Source organism: Allobosea rubneri (assembly GCF_032464875.1).
GTDB classification, from domain to species: Bacteria; Pseudomonadota; Alphaproteobacteria; order Rhizobiales; family Beijerinckiaceae; genus Allobosea; species Allobosea rubneri.
Map to the genome: position 1 here is coordinate 51,449 of NZ_JAWDID010000024.1, position 17,703 is coordinate 69,151.

The following is a 17,703-nucleotide window of genomic DNA, read 5'->3' on the forward strand; positions in this document are numbered from 1 at the left end:
CTCAATGACGTCGGCTGGCGGCGATCGCGTCGGCGAAGTGCCATTCCAGCAGGGTTTTCAGGGCGAGCGTCACGAGGGCCAAGCCCGCCAGCAGCGAAGCGACGGCGAAGGCGGCAGCACCCATGTACTCGTTGTAGAGAATCTCGACATGCAGCGGCATGGTGTTGGTCAGGCCACGGATCTTGCCGGAAACCACGGCGACGGCGCCGAATTCGCCCATCGCACGGGCGTTGCAGAGCAGGACGCCGTAGAACAGGCTCCATTTCACATTGGGCAGCGTCACGGTCAGGAAGGTGCGCCAGGGCGAGGCGCCCAAGGTCAGCGCAGTCTCCTCCTCGGCCGAGCCGAGCGACTGCATGTGCGGGATCAGCTCGCGAGCGACGAAGGGGAATGTGACGAAGATCGTCGCCAGCACGATGCCGGGAAGGGCGAAGACGATCTGGATGTCGTGCGCCTTCAGCCAGGGGCCGAAATAGCCCTGCGCGCCGAAGAGCAGGACGAAGACCAGTCCCGAGATCACCGGCGAGACCGAAAAGGGCAGGTCGATGAAGCTGGTCAGCAGGCTCTTGCCGCGGAACTCGAACTTGGCGATCGCCCAGGCGGCGGCGATGCCGATGACGATGTTGAACGGCACCGCGATCGCTGCGACGAGCAGCGTCAGGCGGATGGCGGCGAGCGCATCCGGCTCGAGGATGGCTTCGCGATAGGCCTGCCAGCCGCGCGCGCCGGCTTCGACGAAGACCGTGATCAGCGGCAGGAAAAGGAACAGACAGAGGAAGGCCAGCGAGATCGCGACCAGGCTCCATTGCACCAGCCGGGACTCTCCGGAGACATGTCGGGCCGCACGGGCGGGCTCGAGGTCTTCGGCCTGAAGGGGAAGGCTCGCATCAGACATTGCCGAACCTCCTGCGGGCGCGGGCCTGGACGAGATTGACCAGCAAAATCAGGGCGAAGGAGAGCAGCAGCATCAGCGTCGCGACGACTGCCGCCCCGGCATAGTCAAACTGCTCGAGCCGGATCACGATCAGGAGCGGCGCGATCTCCGAGACCATCGGCACATTGCCGGCGATGAAGATGACCGAGCCGTATTCGCCGACGGCGCGGGCGAAGGCGAGCACGAAGCCGGTCATCAGCGCCGGCAGGACCGGCGGCAACAACACCTGGAAAACGGTGCGCCAGCGGCTGGCGCCGAGCAGCGCGGCGGCCTCCTCGATATCGGCCGGCAGCTCCTCCAGCACGGGCTGGACGGTGCGCACGACGAAGGGCAGGCCGATGAAGATCAGCGCCACCATCACGCCCAACGGCGTATAGGCGACCTTGATGTCGTAGGGGGCGAGCAGGCCGCCGACCCAGCCATTGGGCGCGTAGATCGCCGCCAGCGCGATGCCGGCGACCGCTGTCGGCAAGGCGAAGGGCAGGTCGACAGCGGCGTCGATCAGGCGCCGACCCGGGAACTCATAGCGCACCAGCACCCAGGCGAGGATCAGCCCGAACACGGCGTTGACCGCGGCGGCGAACAGCGCTCCGAGAAAGGAGAGCCGCAGCGCCGCCAGCGTCCGGGGCGAGGTGGCGACGGCCCAGATATCGGCCGGGCCGGCGCTCGCCGCCTTCAGGAACAGCGCGGCGAGCGGGATCAGCACGATCAGCGACAGCGCCGTCAGCGTGATGCCGAGCGCCAGGCCGAAGCCGGGCAGGATACTGGGCTCACGCCAGCGGGAGACTGTCGCAGTCATGGCTCAGCGCGTCGGCTTGTAGAGCTGGTCGAAGGTGCCGCCATCGCCGAAATGCGCCGGCTGCGCCTTGGCCCAGCCGCCGAAGGCGGCGTCGATGGTGATCAGCTCGACCTTCGGGAAGCGCGCGATATCCTTGGCGTCGGCGGCTTCCGGATTGCGCGGCCGATAATAGTGCTTGGCGATGATCGCCTGGCCCTTCGGCGTGTAGAGGAAGTCGAGATAGGCCTGCGCCTCAGCCCGCGTGCCCTTTGCGTCAACATTGCCGTCGACGATCGTCACCGGCGGCTCGGCCAGGATCGAGAGCGAGGGCACGACGATGTCGAACTTGTCCTCGCCGAACTCCTTCAGCGCCAGGAAGGCCTCGTTCTCCCAGGACAGGAAGACGTCGCCGATGCCGCGCTGGGTGAAGGTCGTGGTCGCGCCGCGTGCGCCGGTGTCGAGCACCGGGACGTTCGCGAGGAGCTTGGCGATGTAGTCGCGGACCTTGGCCTCGTCCTTGTTGAAGGCCTTCTCGGCATAGGCCCAGGCGGCGAGGTAGTTCCAGCGGGCGCCGCCCGAGGTCTTCGGGTTCGGCGTGATGATCTGGACGCCGGGCTTCACCAGGTCGCCCCAATCCTTGATCGCCTTCGGATTGCCCTTGCGGACGAGGAACACGATCGTCGAGGTGTAGGGCGAGGAGTTCTGCGGCAGGCGCTTCTGCCAGTCGAGCGGCAGCTTCTTCGAACGCTCGGCGACGGCGTCGATGTCGCCGGCCAGGGCCAGCGTCAGCACGTCGGCATTGAGGCCGTCGATGACGGTGCGGGCCTGGGCGCCGGAACCGCCATGCGACTGCCGGATCGTCCGGATCGTCTTCTGCGGATTCTTGGCGTTCCAATCGGCGATGAAGGCCGCGTTGACCTCGCGGTAGAGCTCGCGGGTCGGATCGTACGAAACGTTGAGAAGTTCGGTCTGAGCCCGGGCTCCGGTGACGCCCCCGAAGCAGAGCGAGAAGGCGCCGAGCGTCAATCCGGCTTGCAGAAGGCGGCGAAGTCTCTGTCGCGTCATGTCAGTGCTCCGTGTTGAACGGTCCGTATGGGTCGGGTCGTTCGGAATAACAAACGAAACGTACTGAATTGGCGGCGTGCACTCAACGGCGTGCGGCAGTAGAGCCCTTCCAAACATTAATCGCCAGAGAGAAAACGCCTCTCCGGCCGATCGGTTCAATCTCAGGCGCGGGCCTGGCGGCGGTCGGCAGCAGAGACGGCCGCGCCCATGGCGTGGCCGATGATCACGAGGACTGGCCCCTTGCTCGGCAGCTCGCCGAGCCGTTCCGGCAGGTCCGCGACCATGCCGGAAACCCGTGCCTCATCCGGCCGCGTCGCCCCGAAGATCGCGATGGCCGGCGTCGCAGGGTCGATGCCGGCGGCGAGCGCACCGTCGCGGAAGGCGGCGAGGGTGGCGCGCGCCATGTAGACCACGGTGGTGGCGACCGGGTCGGCCATGGCGGCCCAGTCGATGTCCTTGGGCAGTTGCCCGTCGCGGGCATGGCCGGTGACGAACTGCAGGCGCCTTGCATGGTCGCGATGGGTCAGCGACAGGCCGAGCGAGGCGGCGGCGCCCTGAGCGGCGGAGATCCCGGGCACGATCGCGACGGGGATGCCGGCCTGCGCGCAGGCTTCGATCTCCTCGCCGGCGCGGCCGAAGATGCCGGGATCGCCGCCCTTCAGCCGGACGACATGCTTGCCCTGGCCGGCAAGGGCCACCAGCATGGCATTGATGTCGTCCTGCTTGACCGAGGGGCCATAGCCTTGCTTGCCGACCAGAAGCCGCTTGGCCTCGCGCCGCGCGAGTTCCAGCACATCGGCGGAAACGAGGTCATCGTAGAGAATGATGTCGGCGCTCTGCAGAGCCCGGATCGCCTTCAGCGTCAGCAATTCCGGATCGCCCGGACCGGCCCCGACCAAGGTGACGCGGCCGCCGCCCGAGCCCGAGGCCTCGATCTGGTCGAGCGTGCTGCGCAGACTGGCATGATCGCCAGCATCCGGCCGGCGCTGCGGCTCACCGAAGGCGAGGCTGGTGAAGCTCTCCCAGAAGGAGCGCCGCGCGGGAAAGGCCAGTTCGCGCGCCTGCACGGCCGGGCGCCAGTCCTTCGCGGCCTGGGCCCAGTGCTTCAGCCCGGCCGGCAGCAAGGCCTCGATCTTGGCGCGAATCGCCTGGCCAAAGACGGGCGCCGCACCATCGGTCGAGATCGCCACGACCAGCGGCGAGCGATTGACCAGCGAGCCGAAGGCGAAATCGCAGAACTCCGGCTTGTCGACGAGATTGACGGGAACGCCGAGCTGGCGCGCCGCCGCGGCGAAAGCCCTTGCCTCGTCGGCCTGCTCGATATCGGCGATGGCGAGCGCCGCGCCGTCGAGGTCGGTCGCCTGCCAGTTGCGTGAGAGGACCTCGACCTTGCCAGCCGGCGGATCCGCCGCGAGCGCGGCGAAGAGCGCAGCCGAGTCGCCAGCGAGCACGACGAGGTCGCAGCCCGTCGACGCCAGCAGCTCAGCCTTCCAGAGCGCGCCCTCGCTCGCACCGGCCAGCACGACCTTGCGCCCATCCAGCTTGTGGAACAGCGGCAGGGTCGCGAGCCGCTCGATGCGGCGCGGGGCGGTCGGGCGCGGGGCTCTGTCGGTCATTTCTGCGTCACTGCTGCTTTCACGTCCGGCGGCCTCTGCGTCTCGCTGTTCGGCGGCATGAACAACCAAAGCCCGGCGAGCGCAAGGATGATAAGGCGGAAGCAAAGATCGAACCAGCGTTCGCGGGGACCGGGTTTGGCCTGGTCGAGAGCGCTCGTCAGCATGGCTTCCTCCCAATGATCGTCGCTATGCCGATCCGCCGGCCGCAGTTCGCGTCGCTGCGCCGCGCTGCTCATGGCTTTCAGCCCGCCGCCTGCACCAGGCGCTTCGCCCGGCGCTGGTCGAGGATATTGCCGCCGTCGCCATAGCCGCGCTGATAGCGCGCGCCGACATGGCTGAGCACCCGCTGCCATTGCTCGGCCGGCTGGCGCCCGGCGCTGGAAGCCGGCAGCGCGATTTCGTCGAAGCCGCAGAACAGCACATAGGCGAACTGATCGACGATCAGCGGGCCGCTGGCGCGCAGCCTGCCGGCGAAACCGGCGCGCCGCAGCCGCCTCGCAAGGCTGAAGCCGCGCCCGTCGGAATAGGCCGGGAAACCGACAGCGATCAGCGCAAGCTCCGGCAGAAGCGCCTCGACCTCGGCGATGGCGAGACTGCCGGGAACGACGACGCCGATCTGCTGGCCGGGCGCCCTGTTGGCGAGCGCTTCCGGCAGCGCCTCCCAAGGCACGAGGGCGAGCGGGATGTTGCCGATGGCCGCGCCATCGCTGTGCGTCCACGGGTCGGATGCGGTTCCGTTGCGATCAAGCAGCACGGTCGAGCTCCAGGAAAGCGGCCTTGAAGGGCGCGAGGCCGAGGCGCCGGACGTTCTCGATGAAGCTCTCGCCGGCCCGGCGATGCTCCAGATAAACCTCGACGATCCGTTCGATCGCATCCGGCACCTCCTCGGCAGCAAGACCGGGGCCGAGAATCTCGCCGATCGCCGCGTCCTGGGTGGCGTCGCCGCCGAGCGTGATCTGGTAGGATTCGATGCCGCGCTTCTCGAGGCCGAGAATGCCGATATGGCCGACATGGTGGTGGCCGCAGGCGTTGATGCAGCCGGAGATCTTGATGTTGAGCTCGCCGATCTCTTTCTGCTTTGCATCTTCGGCGAAGCGGCGGGCGATCGCCTGGGCGATCGGGATCGAGCGCGCCGTCGCGAGCGCGCAATAGTCGAGGCCGGGGCAGGCGATGATATCGGTGATCAGGCCGATATTGGCGCTCGCGAGCCCGGCTTCACCGAGCCGGCGCCAGATCGCGAAGAGATCCGACAGCTTCACATGCGGCAGAACGAGGTTCTGCGCATGGGTGACGCGGATCTCCGAGAAGGAGAAATCGTCGGCGAGATCGGCGACCAGCCGCATCTGCTCGCTGGTCGCGTCTCCCGGCGCCTCGCCGACGCTCTTCAGAGAGACCGTCACGGCAGTGTAGCCCGGCTGCTTGTGGGCGGTGGTGTTGACCTCGACCCAGCGGGCGAAATCGGGATTGCCGGCCCTGGCGGTCTCGAGCGCCGCGCTCTTCTCCGGCAGCGCCCGATAGGCGGGCGGCGCAAAATAGGCGGCGATCCGCGCGACCTCTTCGGGATCGGCATTGATCGAGGGGCCGTCGAGCTCGGCGAACTCCGCCTCGACGCGGCGGGTGAACTCCGCAAGGCCGGTTTCGTGGACCAGGATCTTGACCCTGGCCTTGTACTTGTTGTCGCGCCGGCCCTCGAGATTGTAGACCCGCATGATCGCCTCGAGATAGGCGAGCAGATCGGCCTTGGGCAGGTAGTCGCGCACCACCTTGCCGATCATCGGCGTACGCCCGAGGCCGCCGCCGACGCTGACCTCGTAGCAGGTCTCATGCGTATCGGGATGGCGGCGGATGCGCAGCCCGATATCGTGAGCCTTGATCACCGCCCGGTCCTGCTCGGCGCCGGTCACCGCGATCTTGAACTTGCGCGGCAGGTAGCTGAATTCGGGATGCTGCGACGACCATTGCCGGATCAGCTCGGCGGTCGGGCGCGGGTCTTCGATCTCGTCGCGGGCGATGCCAGCGAAATGGTCGGCCGTGACGTTTCGGATGCAGTTGCCTGAGGTCTGGATGCAATGCATCTCGACATCGGCGAGCAGGCCGAGGATTTCGGGCACGTCGCGCAGTTTCGGCCAGTTGAACTGCAGGTTGGTGCGCGTGGTGAAATGGCCGTAGCCACGGTCGAAGCGCTCTCCGATCAGCGCGAGCTGACGGAGCTGGCGTGAGGACAGCGTGCCATAGGGAATGGCGATCCGCAGCATGTAGGCATGGAGCTGGAGGTAGACGCCGTTCTTGAGCCGCAGCGGCTTGAACTCGTCCTCGGTCAGCGAGCCGTCGAGGCGGCGTGCGACCTGGTCGCTGAACTGCGCCACCCGCTCGCGCACGAAACGCTCGTCGAACTCGTCATAGCGGTACATGCGTCAAATTCCCTGGCCGGAGGGCGCAATGCCTTCGCCGGCCTGCTTGCCGAGATCCCGGCGATTGCTCGGTCCGAGCGTCTTCATCCGCTCGCGGTAATGGCGCGGCACCGGGCGGCCGGTGTCCGTCTCGACATCGACGAGATAGGCGTCGACGACGCACTGTGCCCCGAACTCGGCCACGGCAAAGGCTTCCAGGCGCTCGGCACCGAGATCATCGCTGGCGACCAACGCCAGCGCCGGGTCACGCGTCCAGGCCAACGCTTCGCCTACCGCGGAGGCGAAGACGACATCGCCGTCGAGCAGGTCGTTGGCGAGCAGGATCGCGGGCAGGGGGGGGCGCTTCGCTACGGCCGCCATCACGCGCTCCTGCCGCTCAGGCGGTGCGCGATGCTCTCGTTCTCTGTCGGTTTCGGTCTGGACACTGGCGCTCGCTGCGTTCGCTATTACGAACGCTGAAAATAAACCGGCGGGCGCGGAGCATCAATTCACGTTGGATAGCGTGATTTTTCTTATTTCCGTTCGAATGTGGGAAATTCGTCTTTCGAGCCCGCCCTTTCGTCAGGCGAGACCGCCGAGCCGATAGCCGACGCCGGGCTCGGTCTCGATCAGCCGCGGTGCGGAGGGATCCTCCTCCAGCTTCTGGCGCAATTGGCCGACGAAGACCCGCAGATACTGCACGTCGTGCTCATGGGCGGGCCCCCAGACGGCGGTCAGGATCTGCTTGTGCGTGAGGACCCGGCCATGGCCGCCGGCGAGGCTCGCCAGCAGGTCGTATTCCTTGGGCGACAGCTTGACCGCGGCCCCGTCGCGACTGACCCGGCGGTTGACCAGGTCGATCTCGACCGTCCCGGCGACAAGCACTGGCGCAGCGCCCTGCCGCTCGATGCGGTGGCGGAGCGCGACGCGCAGGCGCGCCAGCAATTCGCCGACGCCGAAGGGCTTCTCGACATAGTCGTCGGCGCCGGCGTCGAGCGCGTCGATCTTCTCGGTCTCGCGGTCGCGGGCGGAAAGGATGATCACCGGGCCGTCATAGAAGGCGCGTGCCTTGGCGAGCGCCTCCTTGCCGTCCATGTCGGGCAGGCCGAGATCGAGCACGACGGCGTCGGGCGGCTTGCGGGCGATTTCGCGCAGGCCGGCGGTCGCATCGTCGGCGCGGATCGGCTCGTAGCCGGCGGCATCGAGGGCAGGGCCGAGGAAGCGGTGGATCTGCGGTTCGTCGTCGATGACGAGGATGCGGGGGCGAAAGGCGGTCATGCGTTGGGTTCTCCGCCCGCGATGTCCTTGCGCAGGCTGATCAGGATGCGGGTGCCGCCCTTCGAGCCGTCGGGCCGCTCGCGGATCGGGCTGGCGGCGGCGATGCGCCCGCCCATGGCTTCGACGAAGCCTTTGGCGATGGCGAGGCCGAGGCCGGCGCCCTTGCCGCGCTCGCCGCCGCGATCGATCGCTTCCTCGAGCCGGCGAAACTTCTCGAAGACGCGCTCCAACTCGGCGGTCGGAATGCCGCGCCCCTCGTCCTCGATCGAGATCACGACATTGCCGCGATCTTCATAGGCCGCCGTTTCGATCAGCGCACCGTCCTCGCTGTAGGCGATGGCGTTTTCGAGGATGTTGACCAGCACCTGTTCGAGCAGGACGGGGTCGGCCCGGACCATCGAGAGCTCGGCCGGGAAATCGCGCAGCGCCCGGCGCTGGCCGAGCCGGCGCGAGACGCGCGCCAGCGCCGCCGCAACGACGTCGCGGACATCGATCCAGTCGCGCCGCGCCAGCAGGGCGCCACCTTCCAGCTTGGTCATGTCGAGGAGATCGCCGACATAGCGGTTGAGCCGCTCGGCCTCCTCGCGGATCGAGAGCAGGAGATCGTCGCGGACGACCGGCTTCATGCCCTCGCCATAGTCGATCAGCGTGGTCGCCGAGCCGAGCACGGTCGCGAGCGGCGTGCGCAGGTCATGACTGACCGAGTTGAGCAGCGCGGCCCGCAAGCGGTCGCTGCGACGCAGGGCCTCGGCATCGACCGCAGCGGCAGCGAGTTCGGCGCGCTCGATCGCGATCGCGCCCTGGTCGAGCAGGGCCAGAGCGAAGCGCTCGTTCTCCGCTGTCGCCAGGGCGCTGGGCTCGAAGCCGACGACGCCGGAGCGCAGGCGCACGCCCTGCAGCGCGCGGAAGGTCCAGCCGGCATTGGGCAAGGTCCCGGTACCGGCGCCGGCCGGCTCGCCACGGTTCCAAGTCCAGCGCGCTGCGGTCATGTCGGCGGTCGAGAGCGGCTCCAGCTCCGGAGCCCCGGCGATAGCGGCGATCTCGCCGCCCTCAGCCGGCAGCAGGACGACGACCTTGCCGGAGGTCGCCGCCGAGACCTGCTCGGCGAGGATGGCCGCGGCGTCCTCCTTGCGGGCGGCGCCGGAGAGGCGGCGGCTGGCGGCGAGCAGGGCGGTGATGGCCGAGGCGCGCCTTGCCGTCGCCGTCGCCTGGTCACGGACGCGCCCGGTCAGGCTGCCCGTCGTCATGGCGACGGCGAAGAAGACGAGAAAGGTCAGAAGGTCGGCCGGATGGCCGATCCAGACGGTCAGGCGCGGCTGCAGGAAGAAGAAGTTATAGGCGAAGGCGGCGAGGGCGGCGGCCGTGACCGCCGGCCAGAGACCGAAGGCAAGGCCGGAGCCGAGGGCGCTGACCATGAACAGCATGGCGAGGTTGGCGTTCTCGACGTGCTGGTCGAGCAGCTCGGCGAGGCCGATCGCGGCGCAGACCATGGCGACGGCGCCGACATGGCCACGCCAATGGAAACTCGGCTTCGGGCCCGCGAAGGCCGGGGCGGTGGCTGGGGTCGCAGCCGTCTCGGTGATGATGTGGAGCGCGGCGCCGTTCTGCGCCTTCAGCAGTTCCGGGGCGAGCGAGCGGCGCAACCAGGCCCGCCAGCCGCGCCGATGCGACTTGCCGACGACGATCTGGGTGACGTTGTTGCGCCGGGCATAGTCGAGGACGGCGCCGACGAGGTCGTCGCCATTGAGGACGACGGTCGCCCCGCCAAGCTGCTCGGCGAGCTTCAGGGCTTCGACGAGCGGGGCGCTGCGGCCGGGATCGCCGTCGGCACGGTTCGGCCGTTCGACATGCGCGACCGTCCAGGGCGCGTCCATCATCATGTCGGAAAGCCGCCGTCCGGCGCGGACCAGCGGTCCCGCCATGGCGTCTGGGCCGATCAGGACCAGGATGCGTTCTCCCGCCGCCCAGGGTCCCTCGACGCCGGCGCGCTTCATCGCCTGGCTGAGCTGGTCGTCGACGGTCTGCGCCGCCCGGCGCAAGGCGAGCTCGCGCAGGGCGGTCAGGTTCTCGGGCTTGAAGAAGTTGCTGGCGGCGAGCCGCGCGGTCTCCGGCAGGTAGACCTTGCCTTCGTCCATGCGCTGGCGCAGCTCGGTCGGCGTGATGTCGATCAGCTCGATCTCGTCGGCGCGGCTGAGTGCGCTGTCCGGCACCGTCTCGCGCTGGCGCACGCCGGTAATCTTCCAGATGACTTCGACCAGGCTTTCGAGATGCTGGACATTGAGCGTCGTCCAGACGTCGATGCCGGCCTGGAGCAGCTCCTCGACATCCTGCCAACGCTTTGGATGGCGGCTGCCGGGCGCGTTGGAATGGGCGTATTCGTCGACGAGCAGCAGCCGCGGCTTGCAGGCGAGCGCGGCGTCGAGATCGAACTCCATCAAGATGCGGCCGCGATGCTCGATCGGCCGGCGGGCCATCACCTCGAGCCCGTCGAGCAGCGCTTCGGTCTCGCGCCGTCCATGGGTCTCGACGACGCCGACCAGCACCTCGCCATGCTCGGCCTGGGCCCGGCGCCCCTGTGTCAGCATCTCGTAGGTCTTGCCGACGCCGGGCGCCATGCCGAGAAAGATCTTCAGCCGGCCGCGTTTGCCACGGCCGGCCGACGACAGCAGGGCGTCCGGATCGGGCCGGCCTGCCTCGCGGAACTGGGATTCGTCGCTAGCCATTTGCCTAGGACATTCTCAATCGTCTTTCAGGGGCGTCCCGCTCTGGCTACGAAGCCTCGCCAGCCCGGGACGACCAATGCTTGTAGACCGCTACCGGCCGGAAGAGCAGCCTTCTATCGCTGCGGCTGGGGCCAGCGCGCGTCGAGCGCCAGATTGACGGCAAGCACGTTGACGCGCGGCTCGCCGAGCAGGCCGAAGGTCGACCCCTCGGTGTTGGCCGAGATCAGCGCCAGCACCTCGGCCGGCTGGGTCTTGCGGGCGGCAGCGATACGCGCGGCCTGCCGGGCCGCATAGGCCGGCGAGATATGCGGATCGAGCCCGGAGGCTGAAGTCGTGACCGCGTCGACCGGGATCGGCCCCGCCGCCTCGGCCCGTAGCGTCTCGGCCTCGGCCTTGATGCGGGCGGCTAGGTCCTCGTTCAGCGGGCCGAGATTCGAGCCCGAAGAGGCCGAGGCGTCGTAGCCGTCCTTGCCGGCGGCGGAAGGGCGGGGGCGCAGATAGGCCTCGCCCTTGAAGTTCTGGCCGATCCATTGCGAGCCGACGACCACGCCGTTCGCGTTGCGGATCAGCGAGCCGCCGGCCTGGGCCGGAAACAAGGCCTGAGCGAGGCCGGTCACGCCGAGCGGATAGGCGAGGCCGAGCAGGAGGGTGAAGAAGACCATCGCGACGATGGAAGGACGCAGATGCGAGATCATGATTCGATGTCCTTTGCCGCGGCTCAGGCCAGCCCGAGGGCCGAAACGAGCATGTCGATCAACTTGATGCCGACGAAGGGCGCGATCAGCCCGCCGATGCCGTAGAGGGTGAGGTTGCGCGAGAGCAGCTTGGCCGCGCCGATTGCCCGGTAGCGCACGCCACGCAGCGCCAGCGGGATCAGCGCGACGATGACCAGCGCGTTGAAGATCACGGCCGAGAGGATGGCGCTCTGCGGGCTCGACAGCCCCATGACGTTGAGCGCCCCCAGAGCCGGCAGGGAGACGACGAACAGCGCCGGGATGATGGCGAAGTACTTCGCCACGTCGTTGGCAATCGAGAAGGTGGTGAGCGCGCCGCGGGTGATCAGCAATTGCTTGCCGACTTCGACGATCTCCAGGACCTTGGTCGGGTCGCTGTCGAGGTCGACCATGTTGCCGGCCTCGCGCGCGGCCTGGGCACCGGTCTGCATGGCGACGCCGACATCGGCCTGTGCGAGCGCCGGCGCGTCGTTGGCGCCGTCGCCACACATCGCGACGAGGCGGCCCTTGGCCTGCTCGGCGCGGATGATGCGCAGCTTGTCCTCGGGGGTGGCCTCGGCGAGGAAGTCGTCGACGCCAGCCTCCGAAGCGATCGCCGCGGCGGTGACCGGATTGTCGCCCGTGATCATCACCGTGCGTACGCCCATCCGGCGCAGATCGGCGAAGCGTTCCTTGACGCCCGGCTTCACCACATCCTTGAGGTGGATGACGCCGGCGAGCGCGCCATTCTCGCTGACGGCGAGCGGCGTGCCGCCCGAACGGGCGATGGCGTCGACCGCCTGGCGCAGCTCCGCCGGCACCTGCGCTTCGCTGAGATCGAGCGTCCTGATCACCGCATCGACCGCGCCCTTGCGCCAGGACATCTTGCCAGTGTCCTTGCCGTCGTGGTCGAGGCCGGACTGGCGCGTCGTAGCGCTGAAGGGAATGGCGTTGGCGCCATTCGGGATTTCGGCGGTGACACCGAGGCTGCGGGCAAGGTCGACGATCGAGCGGCCTTCCGGCGTCTCGTCGGCGAGCGAGGCCATCAGGGCGGCGCGCAGGGCTGCTTCCGGACGCATGCCGGGAGCGGGAATGACTTCGACCGCCATGCGGTTGCCGAAGGTGATGGTGCCGGTCTTGTCGAGTAGCAGCGTATCGACGTCGCCGGCGGCCTCGACGGCACGGCCCGAGGTGGCGAGCACGTTGACCTTCAGGAGCCGGTCCATGCCGGCGATGCCGACGGCGCTGAGCAGGCCGCCGATCGTGGTCGGGATCAGCGTGACGAAGAGGGCGCCGAGCACCATCGGGTCGAGCGAGACACCCGAGAAGGCGCCGAGGCCGGTCAGTGTCACCACCGCGATCAGGAAGACCAGGGTCAGGCCGGCGAGCAGCACGGCGAGTGCCAGCTCGTTCGGCGTCTTGCGCCGGTCGGCGCCTTCCACCATCGCGATCATCCGGTCGAGGAAGGAGGAGCCGGGCCGCGAGGTGACCCGGACCTTGATCCAGTCGGAGACGACGGTGGTGCCGCCGGTGACGGCCGAACGGTCGCCACCGCTCTCGCGGATGACCGGCGCGGATTCGCCGGTGATGGCGGCCTCGTTGACCGACGCGACACCCTCGACGATCTCGCCATCGGCGGGGATGACGTCGCCGGCTTCGACCAGGACGATATCGTCGGGCGCGAGCTCGTGCGCCGGCGTCGGGATGATCGCATTGCGCGAGGCGTCGATGATCAGCTTGGCCTTGGTGGTGACGCGGGTGGCGCGCAACGAATCCGCCGCTGCCTTGCCGCGCCCCTCGGCGATCGCCTCGGCGAAATTGGCGAAGAGCACGGTGAGCCAGAGCCAGACCGCGATCTGGATGGCGAAGCCGGCGGGCTGTCCACCGGCGACGGCCACCACGGCCGAGACCGTGGCCAGCATGGCGACGACCTCGGTGGCGAGGATCACCGGATTGCCGGCGAGCGCGCGCGGGTCGAGCTTGGTGAAGGCGCTCTTCAGCGCCGTCACGATGACGCCCTGGTCGAAGGCACCGGACCTGGCGAGGGAAACACTCATGAATGTGTTCTTTCGTTGGCTCAGCGAGCGGCCGCAAGCACCTGGAAGTGCTCGACGATCGGCCCGAGCGCGAGCGCGGGGAAAAACTGGAGGCCGCCCAGGATCAGGATGATTCCGATGAGCAGTCCGACGAAGAGCGGGCTGTCGCTCGGCAGCGTGCCGGCGGTCGGCTTGAGCTTCGGCTTGGCGGCGATGGCCCCCGCAAGGGCGATTACCGGGACCATGTAGGCGAAACGGCCGAGCAACATGGCGATGCCGAGCGTGGTGTTCCACCAGGGTGCGTTGGCGGTCAGTCCAGCATAGGCCGAGCCGTTGTTCCCGGTCGCCGACGAGTAGGCGTAGAGGATCTCGGTGAGCCCGCGCGGTCCCTTGTTGAGCAGGCCTTCAAGCGCGACCGGCAGCACGGCAGCGATGGCCGAGAAACCGAGAATGGCGAGCGGCAGGATCAGCACCGCCAGCATGGCGAACTTGATCTCGCGCGCCTCGACCTTCTTGCCGAGATATTCCGGGGTGCGCCCGACCATCAGCCCGGCGACGAAGACCGAGAGCAGCGCCATCACCACCATGCCGTAGAGACCGGAGCCGGCACCGCCGGGGACGATCTCGCCAAGCTGCATCAGGAACATCGCGACGCCGCCGCCGAGCGGCATGAACGAGCCGTGCATCGCGTTCACCGAGCCGTTCGCGGTGCCCGTGGTCTGGGCTGCCCATACGGAGGAAGCAGCGGCGCCGAAGCGCACCTCTTTGCCTTCCATGTTGGCCGGCGCGTCGGTGATGCCCGCCGCGACCATGGCCGGCTGCGGCGTCAGCGTCTCCGAGGCATAGATCGCCGCAGCACCTAGGCTGAGGAGGATCACCATCGCCGCGATCAGCGCACGCGCCTCCTTGCGGGCGCCGGCGACGCGCCCGAAAGCAACGACGGTGGCGAAGGCGATCGCGTTCAGGGAGACGACTTCGATCAGATTGGTCAGCGGCGTCGGGTTCTCGAATGGATGCGCCGAGTTGACGTTGAACAGGCCCCCGCCATTGGTGCCCCACTGCTTGATCGCTTCCTGGCTGGCGACAGGGAAGAGCGCGATGATCTGGTCAGCGCCTTCGAGCGTCTTGGCCGTGACGTTGGCAAGCAGGCTCTGCGGCACGCCGGCGGCGACGAGTGCGAGCGCGGTGACGATCGAGACCGGCAGCAGCACGTAGAGCGTGCTGCGGGTCAGATCGACCCAGAAATTGCCGAGCGTTTCGCCGCGATCGGCGGCAAAGGCGCGAGCCACGGCGGCGGCGACCGAGAGACCGACGGCGCCCGAGACGAAGTTCTGCACGGTAAGGCCCAGCATCTGGCTGAGGCTGCTCATCGTTGTCTCGCCGCCATAGGACTGCCAGTTCGTGTTGGTGACGAAGCTGACGGCGGTGTTGAAGGCGAGATGCGGCGACAGGCCGTCGAAGCCCTGCGGGTTCAACGGCAACTGCCCCTGCAGCCGCAGGAGCGCATAGAGCAGCACGAAGCCGGCCGCGCTGAAGGCGAGCACCGCCCCGGCATAGCCGAGCCAGCCTTGGCCCTTGCCTCGATCGATGCCTAGCGCCGCATAGAGCCCGGCCTCGACCGGGCGTAGCACGGGGTCGAACCAGGTTCGTTCGCCCGCCCAGACGCGCGCCATGTAGATGCCGAGTGGCCAGCCCACGGCCACAGTCAACGCGATCGTAAAGACGATCTCGGCCCAGCCCCGCCATTCCATGCGAGGTCTCCTTTGTTCTCGAAGTTCAGAAGCGGTCGGGGCGCAGCAGCGCGGCGACCATGTAGACCACGAGCCCGAGGGCCGCGGCGGCGTAGAGGATGGTGAGCGCCATGGTCGTCAGACCTTGCGCAGCAGCGCCGCATAGAGGCCGAAAAGCGCAAAGGCTCCGGTCCCCAGCGCGAAAAAGAAGATGTCGGCCATATCGGTCTCCAGCCTGTGTTTCAGACCGGAGATGTGGGGGCGGGCCGGGTAAGCGTTCGAGCGGGAAGGGCAGGGAGGGGCATAAGGGCGGCGTAAAGATCAAGATCCTTCAAAGATCAGGATCCTTCCAAGGGAAGATCGAGATCGAGTTCGCCATAGCCCATGCCGTCGAGGAGCTTTCGCGTGCGACGCAGGATGTCGTCCGGCGCACCAGGGACGGGATGGTCGAGCACAAGTGCCGCCAGAAGGCCCGGCGGCAAGTCAGAGGTGACTCCACCGAGGGTCGCGCCTCGGGCCTCGAACACTGTCGCAACGGCCTGATCATGTCTGAAGTTACAGCGCCAGATCTCCCGGCGGCGATCGCGGCTCCGGATATCGATCGAACTGATCGAGAGCGGTTCCTCGGATAACGATCGACGGTGGAGCGAAATCTCGGCGAGGCGCTCCATGCCGTAGAGCAGGAAACGCGAGTGATACCCGATCGGATCGGCGCCCGGCGACGTCTGATCGATCCAGCTCTGATGCGCACGCTGCGGGTCCACGATGCTGAGCAGGAGCATCCCGTCGTGCAGGCGCTGCGCCGCGATCAGTCGCTCATGGGCTCGGTAGGCCCGCTGCCCGGCCGCGATCGTCATGGGGTTCAGCAGAAGGGGAAAGCCGCGGCGAAGGATGTACTCCTTGCTGAACTTGAGTTCGCCGGGCTGGTCGGGCAGCGGCGCCAACAGGCCGCCCGGTGTCGCAGGCCAGGTGCCCGCCTGGAATTGCGGCTCCGCCACGCTCTCGCGTTGATGCTCCGGCAACTCGGCCGGAAAGGGAGAGGGCTCCCAGATCGACGCGATCTTGAGCGCCTGGACTGTTCGTTCCTCCTGCTCGCGGAATTCGGCGCAGACCGCCTTGACGTCACGATCGAGGAGTTGCCGCTCCTCGGCGAGCCAGCGCCCTCAGATAGCGTCCCTTGCCTCGAGACCGTCGATGATTGCACTGGCCGTTTCGGGCCGCCCGGCCAACAACAAGGCGATGACGCACGAAGACACCTTTTCCCGATCGGCCTCCAACCGACTGGCCAGCCCTTCCAGCGTGGTGATGGACCCGACATCGGCGAACACGTCATGAAGCAGCGCATCCTGCAGCAATGGCATGAAATGGGCCGCCGTAACGTCCCAGAGAGATCCGTGGATCGTTTCCAGCCACCCGGTGGAATGCGGATGTCCGTAGAGCGGTTGGAGGTACGGCCAGATCCGGAAGCGAGTCCGTTCCCCTGTGCGATCGAACAATGCGCCGCGCAAAATGTGGCGGACAGGCCGGATGAGGAGGTGCCGACCGACAAGGACAAGGTCGTCCCGTTCGGCCAAGAAGCCTTTCAGATAGCGCCTGATGTCCGCCGGGCGCGCTCCCGGCTCAGCTGGACCGCCCCTGACTGCCATCGCCTCGAGATGCTGCCTGGCATAGTCGACGGCCTTGCCGGCGTCCTGCCACTTGCCTGATCCGTCTTCGAGCACGATGCCTTGCGTCAGCCTAGCCAAGGCCGCCGCGACGCAGAGGCCGACTATGGCTTCATCCTTATCGCTTGCCCAACGCAGGCTGACACGGCGTGAGAATGATTTGCCAGTCTCTGGCGGCTCGAGGTCGCTGGCAGCGTCGGGACAGCTGCGGACATCACACTCGCAGCCGGATTGCTGCCGCCGCAGCATCGCCGGCAGGAATCCAGCATGCGCGTCGAGACAGCCGGCTCGGTATCGAAGCCTGACGGGGAAACCGAGGCGCTTCAACTCAGCGTTGATGCGCCCGATAGCTGGCAAGGCCGCATCGAAAAGCACATGCGCTTCACTCGCCATGGCGGCGGCCCTCCTCGGAGCCCGCCACAACCATAACGGGAACGCGGCGCAATGCACCGGCTCCATCGAGCCCGACGGCAGTCGGGCCGACCCGGTTCGGCAGATGAAACCTGCGAAAGCGCCCGAAGGCCGCCCTTCAGCTCGAAGCTTCGAGCCCCGCCGTGGTGATGAAGGCCGAAATGGCGAGGCCGGCCCAGAAGAGCTCGTTGAGAATGCCCTGCAGGGGCACGCCCCCCATGGTCACGGTTGAAAGGCCGCCGGCCAGGAACAGCGCCGAGACCGTAACAAGGCTGCTCATGATGTCCTCCCGCATTTTGGCTCCGAACGCGGCGGGAGCGATTCCGTTCCCTTGATTCGATGCGGCATCAAATCAGTTGTTTTGA

The 17,703-nt window shown here is 67.8% G+C and carries 17 protein-coding genes; all 17 read right to left on the minus strand.

The window, feature by feature from the left end; all coding sequences use genetic code 11:
* Nucleotide 1: 1 nt before the first annotated feature.
* Nucleotides 2–895, minus strand: a complete 894-nt coding sequence (cysW, locus tag RKE40_RS16350; RefSeq protein WP_316019289.1) for a sulfate ABC transporter permease subunit CysW — start codon at nt 893–895, stop codon at nt 2–4.
* Complete coding sequence (gene cysT, locus RKE40_RS16355; protein WP_316019290.1) at nt 888–1,733, minus strand: sulfate ABC transporter permease subunit CysT; 846 nt, start codon at nt 1,731–1,733, stop codon at nt 888–890. The genes cysW and cysT overlap by 8 nt, the downstream gene beginning before the upstream one ends.
* A 3-nt stretch (nt 1,734–1,736) precedes the next feature.
* Nucleotides 1,737–2,777 (minus strand): sulfate ABC transporter substrate-binding protein, encoded by a 1,041-nt coding sequence (locus tag RKE40_RS16360; protein WP_316019291.1) that lies wholly within the window; start codon nt 2,775–2,777, stop codon nt 1,737–1,739.
* A gap of 161 nt (nt 2,778–2,938) precedes the next feature.
* A complete protein-coding gene (cysG, locus tag RKE40_RS16365; protein WP_316019292.1) occupies nt 2,939–4,393 on the minus strand; it encodes a siroheme synthase CysG in 1,455 nt (484 codons plus the stop codon).
* Nucleotides 4,390–4,629, minus strand: a complete 240-nt coding sequence (locus RKE40_RS16370; protein ID WP_316019293.1) for a hypothetical protein — start codon at nt 4,627–4,629, stop codon at nt 4,390–4,392. The genes cysG and RKE40_RS16370 overlap by 4 nt, the downstream gene beginning before the upstream one ends.
* A gap of 5 nt (nt 4,630–4,634) precedes the next feature.
* Nucleotides 4,635–5,147 carry a DUF934 domain-containing protein gene (locus RKE40_RS16375; protein ID WP_316019294.1) on the minus strand — a complete coding sequence of 171 codons (513 nt, stop codon included), beginning with the start codon at nt 5,145–5,147 and terminating at the stop codon, nt 4,635–4,637.
* Nucleotides 5,137–6,804 (minus strand): nitrite/sulfite reductase, encoded by a 1,668-nt coding sequence (locus RKE40_RS16380; RefSeq protein ID WP_316019295.1) that lies wholly within the window; start codon nt 6,802–6,804, stop codon nt 5,137–5,139. The genes RKE40_RS16375 and RKE40_RS16380 overlap by 11 nt, the downstream gene beginning before the upstream one ends.
* Nucleotides 6,805–6,807: 3 nt before the next feature.
* A complete protein-coding gene (locus tag RKE40_RS16385; protein WP_316019296.1) occupies nt 6,808–7,164 on the minus strand; it encodes a DUF2849 domain-containing protein in 357 nt (118 codons plus the stop codon).
* A gap of 201 nt (nt 7,165–7,365) precedes the next feature.
* Entirely contained in the window at nt 7,366–8,061 is a 696-nt protein-coding gene (locus RKE40_RS16390) for a response regulator (protein WP_316019297.1), read from the minus strand.
* Nucleotides 8,058–10,784 (minus strand): DUF4118 domain-containing protein, encoded by a 2,727-nt coding sequence (locus RKE40_RS16395; protein WP_316019298.1) that lies wholly within the window; start codon nt 10,782–10,784, stop codon nt 8,058–8,060. The genes RKE40_RS16390 and RKE40_RS16395 overlap by 4 nt, the downstream gene beginning before the upstream one ends.
* Before the next feature lie 113 nt (nt 10,785–10,897).
* Complete coding sequence (kdpC, locus tag RKE40_RS16400; protein WP_316019299.1) at nt 10,898–11,479, minus strand: potassium-transporting ATPase subunit KdpC; 582 nt, start codon at nt 11,477–11,479, stop codon at nt 10,898–10,900.
* Between the two features lie 23 nt (nt 11,480–11,502).
* Nucleotides 11,503–13,554 carry a potassium-transporting ATPase subunit KdpB gene (gene kdpB, locus RKE40_RS16405; RefSeq protein ID WP_316019300.1) on the minus strand — a complete coding sequence of 684 codons (2,052 nt, stop codon included), beginning with the start codon at nt 13,552–13,554 and terminating at the stop codon, nt 11,503–11,505.
* Nucleotides 13,555–13,574: 20 nt separating this feature from the next.
* Nucleotides 13,575–15,284 (minus strand): potassium-transporting ATPase subunit KdpA, encoded by a 1,710-nt coding sequence (kdpA, locus tag RKE40_RS16410; protein ID WP_316019301.1) that lies wholly within the window; start codon nt 15,282–15,284, stop codon nt 13,575–13,577.
* A gap of 25 nt (nt 15,285–15,309) precedes the next feature.
* Nucleotides 15,310–15,396, minus strand: a complete 87-nt coding sequence (gene kdpF, locus RKE40_RS29765) for a K(+)-transporting ATPase subunit F (protein ID WP_390893401.1) — start codon at nt 15,394–15,396, stop codon at nt 15,310–15,312.
* 205 nt (nt 15,397–15,601) lie between these two features.
* Complete coding sequence (locus RKE40_RS16415) at nt 15,602–16,261, minus strand: hypothetical protein (protein WP_316019302.1); 660 nt, start codon at nt 16,259–16,261, stop codon at nt 15,602–15,604.
* Between the two features lie 165 nt (nt 16,262–16,426).
* On the minus strand, nt 16,427–17,320 hold the full coding sequence (locus RKE40_RS16420) for a hypothetical protein (RefSeq protein WP_316019303.1): 894 nt from the start codon (nt 17,318–17,320) through the stop codon (nt 16,427–16,429).
* Between the two features lie 136 nt (nt 17,321–17,456).
* Nucleotides 17,457–17,618 carry a hypothetical protein gene (locus tag RKE40_RS16425; RefSeq protein WP_316019304.1) on the minus strand — a complete coding sequence of 54 codons (162 nt, stop codon included), beginning with the start codon at nt 17,616–17,618 and terminating at the stop codon, nt 17,457–17,459.
* Between the last annotated feature and the right edge of the window lie 85 nt (nt 17,619–17,703).

Bases quoted from the DNA above. Each gene is read 5' to 3' on its own strand.
- cysW (WP_316019289.1), bottom strand. From the start codon at position 895: ATGTCTGATGCGAGCCTTCCCCTTCAGGCCGAAGACCTCGAGCCCGCC.
- RKE40_RS16395 (WP_316019298.1), bottom strand. From the start codon at position 10,784: ATGGCTAGCGACGAATCCCAGTTCCGCGAGGCAGGCCGGCCCGATCCG.
- cysG (WP_316019292.1), bottom strand. From the start codon at position 4,393: ATGACCGACAGAGCCCCGCGCCCGACCGCCCCGCGCCGCATCGAGCGG.
- RKE40_RS16370 (WP_316019293.1), bottom strand. From the start codon at position 4,629: ATGAGCAGCGCGGCGCAGCGACGCGAACTGCGGCCGGCGGATCGGCAT.
- cysT (WP_316019290.1), bottom strand. From the start codon at position 1,733: ATGACTGCGACAGTCTCCCGCTGGCGTGAGCCCAGTATCCTGCCCGGC.
- RKE40_RS16385 (WP_316019296.1), bottom strand. From the start codon at position 7,164: ATGGCGGCCGTAGCGAAGCGCCCCCCCCTGCCCGCGATCCTGCTCGCC.
- kdpB (WP_316019300.1), bottom strand. From the start codon at position 13,554: ATGAGTGTTTCCCTCGCCAGGTCCGGTGCCTTCGACCAGGGCGTCATC.
- kdpF (WP_390893401.1), bottom strand. From the start codon at position 15,396: ATGGCGCTCACCATCCTCTACGCCGCCGCGGCCCTCGGGCTCGTGGTC.
- RKE40_RS16425 (WP_316019304.1), bottom strand. From the start codon at position 17,618: ATGAGCAGCCTTGTTACGGTCTCGGCGCTGTTCCTGGCCGGCGGCCTT.
- kdpC (WP_316019299.1), bottom strand. From the start codon at position 11,479: ATGATCTCGCATCTGCGTCCTTCCATCGTCGCGATGGTCTTCTTCACC.
- kdpA (WP_316019301.1), bottom strand. From the start codon at position 15,284: ATGGAATGGCGGGGCTGGGCCGAGATCGTCTTTACGATCGCGTTGACT.
- RKE40_RS16420 (WP_316019303.1), bottom strand. From the start codon at position 17,320: ATGGCGAGTGAAGCGCATGTGCTTTTCGATGCGGCCTTGCCAGCTATC.
- RKE40_RS16390 (WP_316019297.1), bottom strand. From the start codon at position 8,061: ATGACCGCCTTTCGCCCCCGCATCCTCGTCATCGACGACGAACCGCAG.
- RKE40_RS16380 (WP_316019295.1), bottom strand. From the start codon at position 6,804: ATGTACCGCTATGACGAGTTCGACGAGCGTTTCGTGCGCGAGCGGGTG.
- RKE40_RS16360 (WP_316019291.1), bottom strand. From the start codon at position 2,777: ATGACGCGACAGAGACTTCGCCGCCTTCTGCAAGCCGGATTGACGCTC.